Annotated in this window: 13 protein-coding genes; 8 read left to right on the top strand and 5 right to left on the bottom strand. The window is 71.1% G+C overall.

What is annotated here, in order from left to right; genetic code table 11:
- Positions 1 to 116: 116 nt before the first annotated feature.
- Positions 117 to 1,142 (top strand): ATP-dependent 6-phosphofructokinase, encoded by a 1,026-nt coding sequence (locus tag ABZ845_RS05140; protein WP_360973116.1) that lies wholly within the window; start codon positions 117 to 119, stop codon positions 1,140 to 1,142.
- On the opposite strand, the gene ABZ845_RS05135 is transcribed toward ABZ845_RS05140, so the two are convergent.
- Both ABZ845_RS05135 and ABZ845_RS05130 read right to left on the bottom strand, forming a co-directional pair.
- A complete protein-coding gene (locus tag ABZ845_RS05135; protein WP_360973114.1) occupies positions 1,093 to 1,818 on the bottom strand; it encodes a response regulator in 726 nt (241 codons plus the stop codon). The two genes, ABZ845_RS05140 and ABZ845_RS05135, sit on opposite strands and share 50 nt — an antisense overlap.
- Entirely contained in the window at positions 1,815 to 3,443 is a 1,629-nt protein-coding gene (locus ABZ845_RS05130) for a sensor histidine kinase (protein WP_360973112.1), read from the bottom strand. Before ABZ845_RS05130 ends, ABZ845_RS05135 begins: the two co-directional genes overlap by 4 nt.
- A gap of 171 nt (positions 3,444 to 3,614) precedes the next feature.
- Here ABZ845_RS05130 and ABZ845_RS05125 point away from each other — a divergent pair, with 171 nt between their 5' ends.
- On the top strand, positions 3,615 to 4,994 hold the full coding sequence (locus ABZ845_RS05125) for a cation:dicarboxylase symporter family transporter (protein WP_360973110.1): 1,380 nt from the start codon (positions 3,615 to 3,617) through the stop codon (positions 4,992 to 4,994).
- 35 nt (positions 4,995 to 5,029) lie between these two features.
- On the opposite strand, the gene ABZ845_RS05120 is transcribed toward ABZ845_RS05125, so the two are convergent.
- Complete coding sequence (locus ABZ845_RS05120; RefSeq protein WP_360973108.1) at positions 5,030 to 5,662, bottom strand: TetR/AcrR family transcriptional regulator; 633 nt, start codon at positions 5,660 to 5,662, stop codon at positions 5,030 to 5,032.
- A 154-nt stretch (positions 5,663 to 5,816) separates the two neighbouring features.
- On the opposite strand from ABZ845_RS05120, the gene ABZ845_RS05115 reads away from it, so the two are divergent.
- Both ABZ845_RS05115 and ABZ845_RS05110 read left to right on the top strand, forming a co-directional pair.
- The gene (locus ABZ845_RS05115) at positions 5,817 to 7,493 is read left to right on the top strand and encodes an MFS transporter (RefSeq protein ID WP_360973106.1); all 1,677 of its coding nucleotides are present in this window, start codon (positions 5,817 to 5,819) and stop codon (positions 7,491 to 7,493) included.
- A gap of 130 nt (positions 7,494 to 7,623) precedes the next feature.
- Entirely contained in the window at positions 7,624 to 8,397 is a 774-nt protein-coding gene (locus tag ABZ845_RS05110; RefSeq protein ID WP_360973104.1) for a DUF2127 domain-containing protein, read from the top strand.
- A 97-nt stretch (positions 8,398 to 8,494) separates the two neighbouring features.
- Here ABZ845_RS05110 and ABZ845_RS05105 read toward each other — a convergent pair whose 3' ends face one another.
- Together ABZ845_RS05105 and ABZ845_RS05100 are read right to left on the bottom strand one after the other, a co-directional pair.
- A complete protein-coding gene (locus ABZ845_RS05105) occupies positions 8,495 to 9,379 on the bottom strand; it encodes an aldo/keto reductase (protein WP_360973102.1) in 885 nt (294 codons plus the stop codon).
- A 1-nt stretch (position 9,380) separates the two neighbouring features.
- Positions 9,381 to 10,283: an NAD-dependent epimerase/dehydratase family protein gene (locus tag ABZ845_RS05100; RefSeq protein ID WP_360973100.1), complete on the bottom strand. Its 903-nt coding sequence runs from the start codon at positions 10,281 to 10,283 to the stop codon at positions 9,381 to 9,383.
- 186 nt (positions 10,284 to 10,469) lie between these two features.
- Between ABZ845_RS05100 and ABZ845_RS05095 the strand changes: the two genes are divergently transcribed.
- The 4 genes from ABZ845_RS05095 to ABZ845_RS05080 all read left to right on the top strand — a co-directional run bounded on the left by ABZ845_RS05095 (position 10,470) and on the right by ABZ845_RS05080 (position 14,171).
- Positions 10,470 to 10,922, top strand: coding sequence for an Lrp/AsnC family transcriptional regulator (locus ABZ845_RS05095; protein WP_360973098.1), 453 nt, complete (start codon positions 10,470 to 10,472; stop codon positions 10,920 to 10,922).
- A gap of 86 nt (positions 10,923 to 11,008) precedes the next feature.
- A complete protein-coding gene (locus ABZ845_RS05090; RefSeq protein WP_360973096.1) occupies positions 11,009 to 11,437 on the top strand; it encodes a MerR family transcriptional regulator in 429 nt (142 codons plus the stop codon).
- 14 nt (positions 11,438 to 11,451) lie between these two features.
- Positions 11,452 to 11,766: a thioredoxin domain-containing protein gene (locus tag ABZ845_RS05085; protein ID WP_360973094.1), complete on the top strand. Its 315-nt coding sequence runs from the start codon at positions 11,452 to 11,454 to the stop codon at positions 11,764 to 11,766.
- Positions 11,767 to 11,885: 119 nt separating this feature from the next.
- Positions 11,886 to 14,171 carry an ATP-dependent DNA helicase gene (locus tag ABZ845_RS05080; RefSeq protein WP_360973092.1) on the top strand — a complete coding sequence of 762 codons (2,286 nt, stop codon included), beginning with the start codon at positions 11,886 to 11,888 and terminating at the stop codon, positions 14,169 to 14,171.
- The last annotated feature ends 255 nt before the right edge of the window (positions 14,172 to 14,426 follow it).

Here is a 14,426-nt window from a genome sequence, read left to right as displayed (position 1 = left end):
TGACAATACCCCTGGGGCTGGATTAGGGCGCGGCGCGGGATCGTCACCCGTCTGTGAGCCGTGAAACAATCGAACTGGCTCACAGGTACCGAACAGCGAGCAGGAGACACAGCACGATGCGCATCGGAGTACTCACCGCAGGCGGCGACTGCCCGGGCCTGAACGCAGTGATCCGGTCGGTCGTGCACCGGGCGGTGGCGCAGTACGGCGACGAGGTCATCGGTTTCGAGGACGGCTACCGGGGCCTGCTCGAAGGCCACTACCGCACCCTCGACCTGGACGCCGTGAGCGGCATCCTCGCGCTCGGCGGCACCCTCCTCGGCTCCTCCCGCCTCGAGCGGGACCGCCTGCGCGAGGCGTGCGAGAACGCCTCGGACATGATCCGCGACTTCGGTATCGACGCGCTGATCCCGATCGGCGGCGAGGGCACGCTCACGGCGGCCCGCATGCTCTCGGACGCGGGACTGCCCGTGGTCGGCGTACCGAAGACGATCGACAACGACATCTCGTCCACGGACCGCACCTTCGGCTTCGACACCGCCGTCACCGTGGCCACCGAGGCCATGGACCGCCTGAAGACGACGGCCGAGTCCCACCAGCGCGTGATGGTCGTGGAGGTCATGGGCCGCCACGCCGGCTGGATCGCCCTGGAGTCCGGCATGGCGGCCGGCGTCCACGGCATCTGCCTGCCCGAGCGCCCCTTCGACCCCGCCGACCTGGTCAAGATGGTCGAGGAGCGCTTCTCGCGCGGCAAGAAGTTCGCGGTGGTCTGCGTCGCCGAGGGCGCGCACCCCGCCCAGGGCACCATGGACTACGGCAAGGGCGAGATCGACGCGTACGGGCACGAGCGCTTCCAGGGCATCGGCACGGCACTCGCCTACGAACTGGAGCGGCGCCTCGGCAAGGAGGCCAAGCCGGTCATCCTCGGCCATGTCCAGCGCGGCGGCACGCCGACCGCGTACGACAGGGTGCTGGCGACCCGGTTCGGCTGGCACGCGGTCGAGGCCGCGCACCGGGGCGAGTTCGGCATGATGACCGCGCTGCGCGGCACCGACGTGGTGATGGTGCCGCTGGCGGATGCGGTCACCGAGCTCAAGACGGTGCCGAAGGACCGTATGGACGAGGCGGAGTCGGTGTTCTGAGCGGCACCCACCGGTAGACCAGCTCCGGCCGCCCCACCTGCCCGTACAGCGGGCTACGGGCGGCCCGCCCCGTCTCCACGAGGTGCTCCAGATACCGCCGGGCCGTGATCCGGGAGATCCCCGCGGTCTCGGCGGCCCCCGCAGCCGTCAGCCCCTCCTCGTGCTGTCTGAGCGCACCGGTCACCCTCTCCAGCGTCGGCGCGCTCAGCCCCTTCGGCAGGGCCGCCGGGCCCGGTGCGCGCAGCGTCGCCAGCGCCCGGTCCACCTCGTCCTGGCCGCTGGCTTCGCCCTCCGTGCCGCGGAACTGCGCGTAGCGCACCAGGCGGTCCCGCAGCGTCGCGAAGGTGAACGGCTTCAGCACGTACTGCACCACTCCCAGGGAGACCCCCTCCCGCACCACCGCCAGATCGCGTGCGGACGTCACCGCTATGACGTCCGCACGGTACCCCGCCGCCCGCAGCGAGCGGGCCAGCTGGAGGCCGTGCACGTCCGGCAGATGCAGGTCCAGGAGCAGCAGATCCACCGGTGAACGGTCCAGCAGGCGCCGCGCCTGAGCCCCCGTGTGCGCCTTCCCGACGGCCGTGAAGCCCGGGACGCGCCCGACGTAGAGGACATGCGCGTCGGCTGCCACCGGGTCGTCCTCCACGACCAGGACGCGGATGGGTTCGTCCGTCATACGTCACCTCCGGACAGGTCGGCATGTGAGCTGAGCAACGGCAGTAGCACTTCGAACTCGGCCCCTCCGCCCACTGCTTGACGCATTGTCAAGTCTCCCTCGTGGCGTCTTACCGTCTGGCGGACCAGGGCGAGCCCCAGGCCGCGGCCCCCGTGGGAACCGGCCTGCTTGGTCGACCAGCCGCGTTCGAACACCGCCTCCGTGTGCGCCGGATCCACCCCCGTACCGGTGTCGGCGACCCGCAGGAAGAGGCCGGAGCCGTCCGTGCGTGCGGTCACCGTCACCCGGGCACCCGCCGAACTCTGCGCCGCGTCCATCGCGTTGTCGATCAGATTGCCCAGGATCGTCACCAGATCCCGGGCGGGCAGCGACGGCGGCAGCAGTCCGTCGTCCATATGGCTGTCGCCGGACACCACCAGTTCCACGCCCCGCTCGTTGGCCTGCGCCGCCTTGCCCAGCAGCAGGGCCGCCAGCACCGGTTCGTCCACCGCCGCGACCACCTGGTCCGTCAGCGCCTGTGCCAGTTCCAGCTCCGCCGTGGCGAAGTCGGCCGCCTCGGCGGCGCGGCCCAGCTCGATCAGCGAGACGACCGTGTGCAGCCGGTTCGCCGCCTCGTGCGCCTGTGAGCGCAGCGCCTGCGTGAAGCCGCGCTCCGAATCCAGCTCGCCTGTCAGGGACTGGAGTTCCGTCACGTCGCGGAGCGTGACCACGGTGCCCCGGCGTTCGCCGCCGGAGACGGGTGAGGTGTTGACCACCAGGACGCGCGTCGCGGTCAGATGGACCTCGTCCATCCGTGGCTGCCCGGACAGCAGGGCCCCCGTCAGGGGCGCCGGCAGGCCCAGGTCAGCCACCGAGCGGCCCACCACTTCCCCGGTCGCACCCAGCAGTTCCCGTCCGCCGTCGTTGATCAGAGCCACCCGGAACTGGCCGTCCAGCATCAGCAGGCCCTCGCGGACGGCGTGCAGTGCGGCCTGGTGGTAGTCGTGCATACGGCTCAGCTCGGTCGCGTTGAGCCCGTGTGTGGAGCGCCGCAGACGGGCGTTGATCACGTACGTGCCGATCGCGCCCAGCGCCAGGGCGCCGCCCGCGACCCCGCTCAGCGCGCTCACCTGGTCCTGGAGCCGTGCGCTTATCGACTCGACCTTGATCCCCGCGCTCACCAGGCCGGTGATCCGGCCGCCGTCCTCGATCGGGGTCACCGCGCGGACGGACGGGCCGAGCGTGCCGGTGTAGGTCTCGGTGAAGGAGCCGCCGTGCTGGGCGCGGGAGATATGGCCGAGGAAGCGTTTGCCGATCTGAGCGCGGTCGGGGTGGGTCCAGCGGATGCCCCCCGGGTCCATGATCGTGACGAAGTCGACGCCCGTGTCGTCCTGGACGCGCAGCGCGTACGGCTCCAGCCGCGCCGTCGGATCGCTCGTGGTGACGGCCTGCCGCACCGAGGGCGCGTCGGCGACCGAGCGGGCCACGGCCATGGCCTGCCGACCGGCCGCCTCCCGTGCCTGGCCGCGGTCGCTCACGTAGGTGAACAGCGCGTACCCGGCGACGAGCACCGCGATCAGCACGGCCTGCATCGCGAAGAGCTGGCCCGCGAGGCTGCGGGGTCTCGGGAGGCGGGGCGTGGGCATGCGGCCAGTGTGCCCGGCACATAAGCGTGAACTAAATGAACGGAAGGGTGACCGCCGTCACAGGGCGGGACATAGTCGGGCCCCGACCCCCCACCCCACATGCCCGAACCCCGAACTCCCGGACGTGAGCCGCACGCCGGTGACGCCGACGAAGACGTCAAGGAGGCAGCCGTGACGACGACGGCACCCGCCGCACCCGTACCCGCCGCGAGGCGCGACCGCACCCACTATCTCTACATCGCCGTGCTGATCGCGGTCGCGCTCGGCATCGCCGTGGGCCTGATCTGGCCCGATGCCGCCGTCGAGCTCAAGCCCCTGGGCACGGGCTTCGTGAACCTGATCAAGATGATGATCTCGCCGATCATCTTCTGCACGATCGTGCTGGGCATCGGTTCGGTGCGCAAGGCCGCGAAGGTCGGTGCCGTCGGCGGTATCGCGCTCGGCTACTTCCTGGTGATGTCCCTGGTCGCGCTCGCGATCGGCCTGGTCGTCGGGAACGTCCTGCACCCCGGTGCGGGACTGCATCTCACGAACGCGGTCAAGCAGGCGGGCCACGCCCAGGTGTCCTCCGACGCGCTGCCGCCGGTCGACTTCGTGCTGTCCATCATCCCGAAGACGTTCGTCTCCGCCTTCACCGAGGGCCAGGTGCTCCAGACCCTCCTCGTGGCCCTGCTCGCGGGCTTCGCGCTCCAGGCGATGGGCGCGGCCGGAGCGCCGGTCCTGCGGGGCGTCGAGCACATCCAGCGCCTGGTCTTCCGCATCCTCTCCATGGTCATGTGGGCGGCTCCGGTCGGTGCCTTCGGTGCCATCGCCGCCGTGGTGGGTTCGGCCGGAGTGGACGCGCTCAAGAGCCTCGCCGTGCTGATGCTCGGCTTCTACGTGACCTGCTTCCTGTTCGTCTTCGTCGTGCTCGGGGTGCTGCTGCGCGTGGTGGCGGGCGTCAGCGTCCTGGCGCTGATGAGGTACCTGAGCCGGGAGTTCCTGCTGATCCTGTCGACCTCCTCGTCCGAGTCCGCCCTGCCCCGGCTCATCGCGAAGCTGGAGCACCTCGGCATCAGCCGGCCCGTCGTCGGCATCACCGTGCCGACCGGCTACTCCTTCAACCTCGACGGCACCATGATCTACATGACCATGGCGTCGCTCTACATCGCCGACGCGCTCGGCACGCCCCTGTCCGTCGGTGAGCAGATCCCGCTGCTGCTCTTCCTTCTCGTCGCCTCGAAGGGCGCGGCCGGGGTGAGCGGCGCCGGACTGGCCACGCTCGCCGGTGGTCTCCAGTCCCACAAGCCCGCCCTGGTGGACGGCATCGGCCTGATCGTCGGCATCGACCGCTTCATGAGCGAGGCCCGCGCCCTGACGAACTTCGCGGGCAACGCCGTTGCCACCGTGCTGATCGGCACCTGGACGAAAGAGATCGACAAGGAGCGGGTCCAGGAGGTGCTCGCCGGGCGGCTGCCCTACGACGAGACGACGACACCGGACGGGAACCGGACGGACGTCGCGGGCCAGGTCCCCGGGCAGGGCGGCGAGAAGGAACTGGCCGGGGCCTGAGAGCCGTACGTTGTGATCACCGAGCCCCGAGCCGGTCATTCGGCCCGGAGCTGATGACTCAGCCCCGAGACCAGCTCGGTGGCGCGGGAGGCGGGTACGCCCGCCGTGGTCAGCAGGGCGACCGCGGCGGAACGGCCCGCCTCCCGCGCTTCCAGCAGGCCGTCGTTCACCGCCTCCATCAGCGCGAACAGCATCTGCTCATGGACGTACGCCAGCGCCCGTGGCGGCAGCGGCGACTCGAACACGCCCTGCTCCAGGCCCCGGGCCAGCACCTCCGCGCACGCCTCGCGGACCGGAGTGAGGCGCTCGCGGATGCCCTGCACGGTGACGCTGCGCTGGGCGAGCGCGACGAGAATCCGGTAGCGGTCGGCGATCTCCCACACCGCCAGGGACGAGCGGGCGACCGCCTCGGCCGGGTCGGAGGTGTGCTCCATGCCCGTGGCCTGCGCCGCGGCGACCGCCTCCACCGCGCCGTCGACAAGGATGCTGATCAGCGCCTCGCGGCTCGGGAAGTGCCCGTACACCGTGCGCCGGACGACGCCCGCGGCCCTTGCGATCTGGTCCATGGACGCGTCGGGGTCGCGCAGCAGCTCGCCGAGCGCGACCTCCAGGATGCGGCGTCGGTTCGCGTCGGCGCGGCTGGCGCTACCCGTGGTCATGGCTGACATTCTGCACGGCCCGCGCCGTTTCCTGTGCGCCTCCATAGAGCCTCCACGTCAGTGATTTGCACAGGGCTGTGCAACGTCGTACATTGCACATCGTTGAGCAATTGCACGCTGTTGTGCAAGTAGTGGGCACTGGAGAAGAGGAAGGCCCGAACCCATGCGTCTCGTCATGAACGAACCGGTCGAGAGGATGGACCGCCCCTACGCACGGCGCTGGTGGGCTCTCCTCGTCCTCTGTCTGAGCCTGCTGATCATCGTGATGGCGAACACCGCGCTCACCGTCGCCGCGCCCGACATGACCCAGGACCTCGGCCTGTCAAGCGCCGGTCTTCAGTGGGTCATCGACGGCTATACCGTCCCGTACGCGGCGCTGATGCTGCTGCTCGGCGCGATCGGCGACAAGTACAGCCGGCGCGGCGCGCTCGCCCTCGGGCTCCTCGTCTTCGGCGGCGGTGCCGTCTTCGGCTCCCTAGCCGACAGCGCGGCGACCGTCATCGCGGCCCGCGCGATCATGGGTACGGGCGCCGCGCTGATCATGCCCGCCACGCTCTCGCTCCTCGCCGCGACCTTCCCGCGCGCCGAGCGCGCCAAGGCGATCACCCTGTGGACCGCCACGGCCGGGCTCGCCATCGCGGCCGGACCGCTGGTCGCCGGAGCGCTGCTGAAGAACCACGGCTGGTCCTCCACGTTCCTGATCAACGTGCCGATCGCGGCCGTCGCGCTCGTCGCCGCCTTCGTACTCGTACCGCCGTCCCGGGCCGCCCACCACGAGCGGATCGACTACGCCGGCGGACTGCTGTCGGTCATCTGGATCGGCTCGCTCGTCTACATGATCATCGAGGGTCCGCACTTCGGCTGGGGCACCAAGGCGGTCACGGCCGCGGTGATCGCGGGCGCCGGGCTCGTCCTGTTCATCGTCCGGGAGCTGCGGCACCCGCGCCCGGTCCTCGACGTCCGCCGCTTCGGAGGCCGCCGGTTCGCGGGCTCCAACCTCGCCGTCGCACTGTTCTTCCTGGCGGTCTTCGGCGCCTTCTACTACCTCACCCAGCACCTCCAGTTCGTCCTCGGATACGACGCCCTGGAAACCGGCGTACGGATGCTGCCGCTGGCCGGGGCCGTGTTCGTGGGCTCGGCGCTGACCGGGTACCTCACCCCGCGCATCGGTATGAAGATCACGGTCACCGCGGGCATGGTCGGCGGCACGGCGGCGCTCGCGCTGCTCACCAGGGTCGACTCCGGCTCGTCGTACGGCGACTTCGTACTGCCCCTGGTGATCCTGGGCCTGGCGATCGGCCTCGCGCTCTCGCCCTGCACCGACGCGATCATGGGGTCGTTCCCGGAGTCCGAGCTGGGCGTCGGCGGCGCGGTCAACGACACCTCCCTGGAACTCGGCGGCTCGCTCGGGATCGCCATCCTCGGCTCGGTCCTGTCGAGCTCGTACTCCTCGCATCTCACGGACGCCGCGAAGGGCAGCGGGCTCCCCGCGCAGGCGCTGGCCACCGCGCAGGACTCGGTCGGCTCCGGGTACGCGGTGGCCCAGGGCATCTCCGGCAAGGCCCAGCAGCTCGCCGCGCGGGCAGCGCACGCCCCGAACGCGCAGCAGGCGGCCCAGCTCAAGGCCCAGGCCGGGCAACTCGCCCACGGCGCACGGCAGATGGCGGACGCGGTCGGCTCGTCCTTCGCGGACGCGGTCTCCCACACCAGCATGGTCGGCGCGGTGATCCTGGGAGTCGGCACCGTCCTGGTGGGAGTGCTCCTGCCGCGCAAGGAACGTTCCGCGGAAGCCGGGGAGCAGCGGGAGGAACGCGAACTCGTGGACGCCGCGACCCGCTGACCAGCGGGCGCAACCACCCGCCGCGTACCCACGTCTCGTACTGCGTGCACTAACGTGCCCTGCCGTGCCGGTGTTCGACCGGCGCGGCAGGGCACGGCACGTTCAGCAGTCCATTGGGAGGCACGGGGGCATGAAGATCGACTGGAACCGGCGGACCTGCGCGCGGCGCGGGCATGTGACGTACGCGCCGGACGACGCCCGGCTGCGGGTGCGTCTGCACGCCGAGACCGCCCTCGGTGACGTGTGGCGGTGCCTGCGGTGCGGCGACTTCGTGCTCGGCGAACCGCACGGCTCGGGACCGGCGGACGACGCACCGCTCGTGCCGCGCGGCAAGGTGCTGCGCGATCTGTTCATCCTGCGCTTCCTGGCCATCGAACGCGCCGTGCGCGGTGTGTTCATCGTGCTGGTCGCGGTGGCCGTATGGAAGTTCAGCAACAGCCAGGACGCGGTGCGGCGGCTGTTCAACGAGTACCTGGACGTACTGCGGCCCGTCTTCAGGCACTTCCACTACGACCTCGACCATTCACCGGTGGTCGGCACCATCCAGAAGACCTTCGGCTACAAGCACTCCACACTCCTGCTCGTCGCCGCCCTGCTGCTCGCCTACGCGCTGATCGAGCTGATCGAGGCGGTCGGGCTCTGGTACGCCAAGCGCTGGGCCGAGTATCTGACGGTGGTCGCCACCGCGGCCTTCCTCCCGCTGGAGATCTACGAACTCACCGAGCACATCAGCGGCCTGAAGATCGCCACTCTGGTCCTCAACATCCTCGCCGTTCTCTACATCATGGTGGCCAAGCGGCTGTTCGGGGTGCGCGGTGGCCGGAAGGCGTTCGACGAGGAGCGGCACAGCGCGTCCCTGCTCGAGGTGGAGGAGTCGGCGGGCCTGGAGCACAGCCGGCCGTAGGCCGGGGACGAAGGTCAGGGCGCGGCCATCGTGGCACGGGCGAGCTCCCGACGGCCGGGGCAGGCGTGACCGCCTGGCCTCCGGCCGACGGCACGGCTCAGGCCGTCGCCGCGTTCAGGCGCCGCAGTTCCCCGGGCGTCAGCTCCAGGTCGGCCGCCCGTGCCGAGTCCGCGATCGTCTCCGGGCGGCTCGCTCCCGGGATCGGGATCACCGTCGGCGACAGCGACAGCAGCCAGGCCAGAGCCACCTGCTGAGGGCTCACTCCCCGCTCCCGCGCCACCTTGTGGAACACGGGGAGGGCCACGGGCTCCCGCTGCGAGGGACCGTCCAGGGAACTGCGGGACAGGCCCCCGAGGGGGCTCCACGGCAGGAACGCCAGGCCGAGACCGGTGGCCAGCCGCAGTTCGGGTTCGCTCTCGCGGACGGCGGGGGAGTAGCGGTTCTGCACCGACACCAGGCGGCTTCCCAGGATCTCGTGGGCCTCGCGGATCTGGTCCGTCGTCGCGTTGGAGACACCGACGAGCCGGATCTTCCCCTCGTCGGCGAGATCGCGCAGCGCGCCTAGCGACTCCTCGTACGGCACACCCGGATCGGGCTTGTGCAGCTGGTACAGGCCGATGGCCTCCACACCCAGCCGCTTCAGGGACGCCTCCGCCGCCGCGCGCAGGTGGCGCGGTGTGCCCGTGACCGTCCAGCTGCCGTCGGCGGGACGGCCCCGGCCGCCCTTCGTCGCGATCAGGACGTCCGAGGTGTCCCCTCCGTACGTCGCGACGGCGCGGGCGAGCAGGTCCTCGTTGTGGCCGGGCGGGGCGCCCGGGAGATGGTACGAGTCGGCCGTGTCCAGGAGGGTCACCCCGGCGTCGAGCGCCGCGTGCACGGTCGCGACGGCGCGTGACTCGTCCGGGCGTCCCTCGACGGACAGGGGCATCGCACCGAGCCCGACGGCGCTGACCCGCAGGCCGCCAAGTGTGCGGTGGTCCACGTCAGTTGTCCTTCCCGAGTGTTTCGGCGACTGCCCGAGGCAGCCATTCCTTCGTGTGGCCGAACGTGAAACCGAGCCGTGTGGCACGGGAGTTGTCCATGCCGTAGAAGCGGACGAAGGAGAACGGCGAGACCTCGCCCACCTCCACGCTCCGCAGCTCGACGCGCCCTCCCGGGACATGCGCGGCCACGGCCTCGCACAGCTCCCCGGTGCCGAGCACCCCGTGGGACGCCGCGTTCACGGGCCCGGTGAAGTCCTGGCCCGCCGCCCACGCCAGGAAGTCGGCGATCTCCTCCACGTGGATGTACGTCGCCGGGTGGTTCACGGCGGGTACGGCGATGGGCGCGCCGGTGCGGATCCGGGACACGTAGTGGTCCAGACGCCCGGTGAAGTCGTCGGGCCCGCCGAGCACATGCGCCACGCGTACGGCCGTGTACGGGAAGGCCGGGCCGGCCGCCAGGACCGCCTCGGCCTGACGCTTGCCCTCACCGTAGTGGCCCTCCAGGAACTCCGCGTCGTCCCAGGGCAGTTCGAGGTCCACGGCGACCGTCCGAGGGTCGACGGCCTCCTCCCGTACGAGGTCCGGCGCGTCCTCGTACTCGTACACCTCGACCGTCGAGGTCATCACATAGCGCCGGGTCCGGCCCGCGAAGACCCGGCGGGCGACGGCCGCCTGCCGGGGGGTGTAGCAGACCTGGTCCACGACGACATCGAAGGTCCGCGTACCCAGCGCCCGTGTCAGGGACTCCTCGTCATCGCGGTCGGCGACCAGATGAACCGTTCCGGCGGGCGGCGGGGACGAACCGCGGTTGACGACGGTCACACGGTCCCCGGCGGCTGTCAGCCGGTCGATCAAGCGCTTCCCGAAATAGCGGTTCCCACCGATGACACATACGTCGCGCATGGTGCTTCCTCCCCCGAATCAGCGGGCCATCGGCCATCGGTCGTCAGTCGTCGACGACCAGCCTTTGGGCTTTACGGCCATAATTCTCGTGGCGTTGTTGCGCGTTCTGAAGGGGTAGGCATGGGGGATGGCGTCGAGGCACCGAAAGAACCACGGAATCTGCGGTCTGCCGCCAACGAAACGGCGGTGTCCTTCGACACGCTGGACCGCCGGATCCTCCAGGAGTTGCAGTCCGACGGCCGCATCAAGCTGAGCGAGCTGGGGCGCAGGGTGCGGCTGAGCCCCGCCGCCGTCGCCGAACGTGTGCGCAGGCTGGAGTCCGCGGGCGCGATCACCGGCTACGGCGCCCATGTCCGCGCGGCCCGGCTCGGGTACGGCATCCAGGCGTTCATCCGCGTCAACCCGCACGGCGGCTACACCCTGAAACACCCGCGCACCCTGGAGCTGATCGAGCGCGCCGAGATCACCGAGGTCCACCATGTCGTCGGCGAGGACTGCTGGATCCTCAAGGCGGCCGTGCGGGACACCATCCATCTGGAGGAGGTCCTGGAGCAGGTCTCCGCCCTCGGCCGTACGACGACGTCGATCGTCCTGTCGTCCCCCGTGGAGCGCAAACCACTGCTGCCGCTCGGGGAATGACCGTGCGGCGCGGAGGCAGCCGTGGTTGTCGTGGACTGACCCGCGCCCTTGCCTTGACGCGGGCGTCAAGGCCTACCTTCGAGGGCATGCGAATCGGCGAGCTGGCGACGCGGGCCGGGACCACCGCGCGGGCCCTGCGGTACTACGAGTCGCGGGGGCTGCTGCCCGCGCGGCGCACCGGCAACGGATACCGCACCTATGACGAGGGGGATCTGCGGCTGCTGCGGCAGATCCGCACGCTGCAGGACTCCGGGTTCGACCTGGAGGAGACCCGGCCCTTCGTCGAGTGTCTGCGGGCCGGTCATCCCGAGGGTGACTCCTGCCCGGCGTCCCTCGCCGTCTACCGGCGCAAGCTGGACGAACTCGACGCACTGATCGGCGAGTTGCAGGCGGTGCGGGCGAGGGTCGGCGGGCAGCTGGCGAGGGCGGAGCGGGCGCGCGACGTGCTGGCGGCCGAGTCGGCGGTTCCGGGCGGTCCGGAACCGGCGTGCGAACTGGGAGGGCGAGGGCAGTGATCAGGGCGGCAGGCGTGACCGAGGTGACGGACGCCGACTTCGGGGCGGAGGTGATCGGGGCGGAACTGCCCGTGCTGGTGGAGTTCACCGCCGACTGGTGTCCGCCGTGCCGGCAGATGGGCCCTGTGCTCAGTGACCTCGCCGCCGAGGAGGCGGGCCGGCTCAAGGTGGTGCAGCTGGATGTGGACACCAGTCCGGAGACGACGAACGCGTACCGGGTGCTTTCGATGCCCACGTTCATGGTCTTCCGCGACGGTGAGCCGGTGAAGGCGATGGTGGGAGCGCGGGCCAAGCGGCGGCTGCTGGAGGAACTCGCCGACGTGCTCTGATGTGCCCCGCACGAAAAAAATCCCCTGGGGAATTGCCCTCGGGGGATTTTTCTGCGTATATTCAATGGTTCGCGACTTTGCAATGAAAGGGTCGCGGTAAAGTTCACTGAAGGCAGTATATGCGGGCGGGAGCTGAATTGTCAAACACCGAAATTCCAGACGATGAATTGCGGCATGAGCAGGAATTCATCGACGGGCTGTACGCGCGCGTGGACGCGCTGCGCGGTGAGACCGAGGCCTCCGTCACGGACGCGCTGGCGCAGGGCGACAAGCCCATGCAGGCCCGGCTGGAGCGGGACATCCTCGTCGCCGAACGCTCGGGACTGCTCGCCGCGCTGAACGCCGTGGACGGCTCGCTCTGCTTCGGCCGCATCGACCTGGCCTCCGGGCAGAGCCACCACATCGGGCGCATCGGGCTCAGACGGGAGGACGCGGACCGTACGCCGGTCCTCATCGACTGGCGCGCCGACGTCGCCCGCCCCTTCTACCTGGCCACCGGGCACACCCCGATGGGCCTGCGCCGCCGTCGGCACATCGCCACCGAGGGACGGCGGGTCACCGCCCTGCACGACGAGATCCTGGACCTGAGCGATCGCGAGCGCACCGGCCACGAGGACCCGGCCGGGGACGCCGTGCTGCTCGCCGGGCTCAACTCGGCCCGCACCGGCCGGATGAGCGACATCGTGCAGACGATCCAGGCCGACCAGGACCGCATCATCCGCGCTCCGCACCGGGGCGTGCTCGTGGTGGAGGGCGGCCCCGGCACCGGAAAGACCGCCGTGGCCCTCCACCGGGCGGCGTACCTCCTCTACGAGCACCGGGAACTGCTCGCCCGCCGCGCTGTCCTCATCGTCGGCCCGAACCCGGCGTTCCTCGGCTACATCGGTGAGGTGCTGCCCTCCCTCGGCGAGACCGGCGTACTGCTGGCCACCGTCGGAGAGCTCTTCCCCGGTGTGAAGGCGACCGCGACCGACACGCCCGAGGCGGCGGCCGTGAAGGGCCGCGCCGCCATGGCCGATGTCCTCGCCGCCGTCGTACGCGACCGGCAGACGCTCCCCGACCCGGTGATCGCCGTCCCGCACGACCGTGAGGTCCTGATGCTGGACGACGGCCTGGTGAACGTCGCCCGAGAACGCACCCGCGCGGCCGAGCTGCCGCACAACGCGGCCCGCGAGTACTTCGAGGGCCATATCCTCAACACGCTCACCGACATGGTCGCCGAACGCATCGGCACGGACCCCTACGACGGCACCAACCTGCTCGACGCCGGCGACATCACCCAGATCCGCGACGAACTGGCCGAGAACCCCGAGGTCTGGTCGGCGATCGACCGGCTGTGGCCGCGGCTGACCCCGCAGGGGCTGGTGGCGGACTTCCTCGCGGAGCCCGGGGGATACGTGTCCGACGAGGACGCGGCGGCCGTCCGCCGCCCGGTCACCCGCGCCTGGACCACGGCCGACGTACCCCTCCTCGACGAGGCGGCCGACCTGCTCGGCGAGGACGACCGGCCGGCCAGGGCCCGCGCCGAGCTAGAACGGGAGACCCAGGTCGCCTACGCCCAGGGTGTGCTGGACGTGTCGTACGCCTCCCGGACGTACGAGTTCGAGGACAAGGAGGAGGACGACCCGGACGGGTCCGAGGTGCTGTCCGCGCACGACATCATCGACGCGGAACGGTTCGCCGAGCGGCAGGAGGAGGCGGACCACCGCAGCGCCGCCGAGCGCGCGGCGGGCGACCGGACGTGGGCGTTCGGGCACATCATCGTGGACGAGGCGCAGGAGCTGTCGCCGATGGCGTGGCGGCTGCTGATGCGGCGCAGCCCGACCCGCTCGATGACGCTGGTCGGGGACCCGGTGCAGACGGCGGAGGCCGCAGGGGTGGGCTCCTGGTCCGAGATCCTGGCGCCGTACGTGGAGGACCGCTGGGAGCACACCCGCCTCGGCGTCAACTACCGCACCCCGTCCGAGATCATGGATGTGGCGGCGGCCGTGGTCCGGGCTTCGGACCCCGGATTCGAGCCGCCGAGTTCGGTGCGGTCCACGGGCGTACGGCCCTGGGTGCGCGGCGTCGGCGACCTGCCCGGGGCCGTGGCCGAGGCGGTCCGCGAACTCTCCTGTGAGCAGCCGGACACGGGCCGTCTCGCGGTGATCGCGCCGCGGGCACTGCACCGGTCGCTGGCCGCACGGCTGGACGGCGTGACGGCGGGCACCGAACCGGACCTCACGAGGCCCGTCGTACTGCTCGACCCACGCCAGTCCAAGGGCTTGGAGTTCGACTCGGTCCTGGTGGTCGAGCCCGGCCACTACGGCACGAGCGACCTCTACGTGGCACTGACGCGCGCCACACAGAGGCTGGGCGTCCTGCACACCGGGCCGCTGCCGCGGGGGCTGGCCGAGACCGCGTAGCGCCCGGCGGGCCGCCGTGTCCTGGAACGCCCGCTTCCGGACACGGCGGCCGTAGCGGGCCCCTGCGTACGGCCGGCGGCGCCGATGCGGCCGCCGGCCGGAGCTGCCCGCGGTACCCCGGAGCGTGAAGGACACCCTGGACGACTGCCCTGGTCAGGCTGGGCGGAGCCAGATGGTGGCGAGTGGGGGGAGGGTGAGGCGGATGCTGGCCGGTCGGCCGTGGTGGGGGGTGGGGTCGGGTTTGAGGGGGTGGGG

Source organism: Streptomyces sp. NPDC047022 (assembly GCF_040644155.1).
In the GTDB taxonomy this organism is placed as follows: domain Bacteria; phylum Actinomycetota; class Actinomycetes; order Streptomycetales; family Streptomycetaceae; genus Streptomyces.
This window is presented reverse-complemented; position numbering and strand designations above follow the sequence as displayed.

Coding starts and splice junctions, on each gene's coding strand:
- ABZ845_RS05140 (WP_360973116.1), top strand. CDS start 117: ATGCGCATCGGAGTACTCACCGCAGGCGGCGACTGCCCGGGCCTGAAC.
- ABZ845_RS05135 (WP_360973114.1), bottom strand. CDS start 1,818: ATGACGGACGAACCCATCCGCGTCCTGGTCGTGGAGGACGACCCGGTG.
- ABZ845_RS05130 (WP_360973112.1), bottom strand. CDS start 3,443: ATGCCCACGCCCCGCCTCCCGAGACCCCGCAGCCTCGCGGGCCAGCTC.
- ABZ845_RS05120 (WP_360973108.1), bottom strand. CDS start 5,662: ATGTCAGCCATGACCACGGGTAGCGCCAGCCGCGCCGACGCGAACCGA.
- ABZ845_RS05115 (WP_360973106.1), top strand. CDS start 5,817: ATGCGTCTCGTCATGAACGAACCGGTCGAGAGGATGGACCGCCCCTAC.
- ABZ845_RS05110 (WP_360973104.1), top strand. CDS start 7,624: ATGAAGATCGACTGGAACCGGCGGACCTGCGCGCGGCGCGGGCATGTG.
- ABZ845_RS05100 (WP_360973100.1), bottom strand. CDS start 10,283: ATGCGCGACGTATGTGTCATCGGTGGGAACCGCTATTTCGGGAAGCGC.
- ABZ845_RS05090 (WP_360973096.1), top strand. CDS start 11,009: ATGCGAATCGGCGAGCTGGCGACGCGGGCCGGGACCACCGCGCGGGCC.
- ABZ845_RS05080 (WP_360973092.1), top strand. CDS start 11,886: ATGCGGGCGGGAGCTGAATTGTCAAACACCGAAATTCCAGACGATGAA.